2 protein-coding genes are annotated in these 2,431 nt (G+C 44.3%); both read right to left on the bottom strand.

The window, feature by feature from the left end; genetic code table 11:
- Nucleotides 1–1,383 (bottom strand): M16 family metallopeptidase (locus tag WBV75_RS08720; protein WP_424120242.1); only part of this gene is annotated, 1,383 nt, incomplete at its 3' end.
- 428 nt (nucleotides 1,384–1,811) lie between these two features.
- Entirely contained in the window at nucleotides 1,812–2,222 is a 411-nt protein-coding gene (locus WBV75_RS08715; RefSeq protein ID WP_424120241.1) for a DUF4293 family protein, read from the bottom strand.
- Between the last annotated feature and the right edge of the window lie 209 nt (nucleotides 2,223–2,431).

Genomic DNA, 2,431 nt, shown 5'->3' with positions numbered 1-2,431 from the left:
TTGTAAGTCTTCTTTTGAAACGGCCCGGATTTTCTCGGAATAGGCGAGCAGTTCCTCCGGGTCGAGGTCGTAAATAAAACTCAGGCCCAGATACCGCCCCCGGCTTGATAGATCTTCCAGGGAAAGGCTGAAATTTCGATACAAGCCATATTTTATAGATTCAAAATAGGCATCGCTGAAATTACCTGAAGCGATTCCCTGAAAATTCTCTCGAATCCGCTCTTCAAAGGTTTTCAGGTTTTTCCCAAATATTTTGGGTACATAGAAAATAAATGTTGATCCGTCCTCTTCCAGAAATTCCTGAAAGCCCCCGGCATAGAGCACTTCATTTTCGAGATTTAATTTGTCGATAAAACCAGTTTGATTGCCATTAGACATCATTTGACCGATGAGTTCAAGGGCCGGGCGGTCGGGATGCGCATAGGGGACGAGTTTATAGCCCATAAAACCAGCTTTTATGGGTGTAATCCGCACCTTTTCCACTACCCTGCCCTCAAATGAATTCTTCTCATATTGGGGAAATTCAGGTACCTCACCCCGCTGTAGTTTTCCAAAAGATGCTTCGATCAGGGGTTTAACCTGTTCTGCATCAAAATTTCCGCTTAAGACCAGCGCCATATTATTGGCTACGTAATAGTCCTTAAAGTACTGGTACATTTTGGTAAGGGACGGGTTCTTTAGGTGTTCTACACTCCCCAGGACTGTCTGGGTGCTATACGGCTGATCCCCGTAAATGTATTCATTGAATTTGGTGTAAACCCTTCGTTCCAGGTCATCTCCCGCCCGGTTCTTTTCCTCATAAACGGCTTCGAGTTCACTCTGAAACAGGCGGAATACCGGATCCTGAAACCTATGGGCATAGATATCGAGCCATTTGGGTAATTGATTAGAGGGAAAATAGTTGTAATAATTCGTGTAATCATTGCTCGTACTGGCATTGACCCCACTGCTTCCAATGCCCTTTATGAGCCTGTCAAACTCATTCGGGATAGCGTATTCAGAAGCTTTGAGCTCCTGGGTATTGATGAGCTTCTGGATTCGGAGTTTCGCCTCTTTATCCTTTTCCACAGCCAACTGGTCATAGAGCAGTCGAATAGAATCCAGATGAGGTTTTTCAAGGGCATAATCCTGTGTGCCCAGGTCTTTAGTGCCCTTAAACAACATATGCTCGAGGTAATGGGCGATTCCGGTAGCATCAGCAGGATCGTTCTTTCCGCCTGCATTCACCCATACGGCTCCGTAAACATTACTGGCATTTTTATCTTCATTTAAATAAACCTGAAGCCCGTTGGAAAGCTCATAGTGCTCCACATTGAGTTTCAGGTCCTGGGTAAAGAGGGTCCCTGTAGACAGATATAGCACTGCAATTAGTAACCGGCGCATTTGAGAAGTTTTTATGGATGGTTGTTCTTCCCAGTAAAGTACAATCTTTGCGGCCTACCCACAAATTATCCCTTGTATTAAATATCACGGCAAAGTGTTCTCTAACAAAATCCTGGAATAAGCCCTGGACTCCACTGCCAACTGCCAACCCAAATACCTCCTGCATACTGCCGCTGCCCAGTGCCTACTTCTGCGTACTGCCACTGCCTACTGCCGACTCCTTTGTGAACCTTGAACCCTTTCCTGAGTACACAGTTACCAGTTGCAGTAGACACTTACTGCATACTGCCACTACCCAGTGCCTACTTCTGCGTACTGCCACTGCCCACTGAAGACTACTTTTTTGAACCTTGAACTTTGAACCTTAATGCAAAACCCCCACCTAACGGCAGGGGTTTCTTCGCACTAATACTACTAAGATAAAAGGCTTATCGCAAGCGGTCCACAGATTTTACGAGATCTTCATCCTTCTTGATAGCCTTATTGGCCATCACTAAAAAAACGATAGAAACTATAGGAATCAGCATCCCAATACCCTTCTCGGAGACCGAAGTCTCTCCGGATAGATTTAGGGCCCGATACACGAAAAATCCTAGTAAAAAAAGGTTCAATAACATGTTGAAGCGATTCAACACGAATTGGTTTTTTCGATTTTTGAATCCAAGGAGGGCAAAAAGCGCCAGGGCTGCAGAAGTGTAAAAAGCCGCGGAGATCAATATCTCCTGACGCGCATATACCTCTTCCCCTGCGGCATCTGTCCATAGATTCAACCAAAACGGAAGCACTGCGGTAAGCAGAATAACCACCGCAAGGTAAACCGTTTGAATACGCTGAATCATTTATTCCTTGAATTGTTAGGCAAAAATAGGTGAATTTGAGATTTTATGCACGTCATTGGCCCGGGAATCGTCAGGAAATTCCGGGGATTGAACTGCAGGATTTTGAAAAAGAAGGTATTACATCCATATTTACATATAATAAAAATAGATATAGAAAAATATTCGTATATTCGCTCCGTTATTAGTTATATCCCTTCCCTGCTCAGGGA

The sequence above is a fragment of the Robiginitalea sp. genome, from assembly GCF_049588695.1.
Lineage (GTDB): Bacteria > Bacteroidota > Bacteroidia > Flavobacteriales > Flavobacteriaceae > Robiginitalea.
This window is presented reverse-complemented; position numbering and strand designations above follow the sequence as displayed.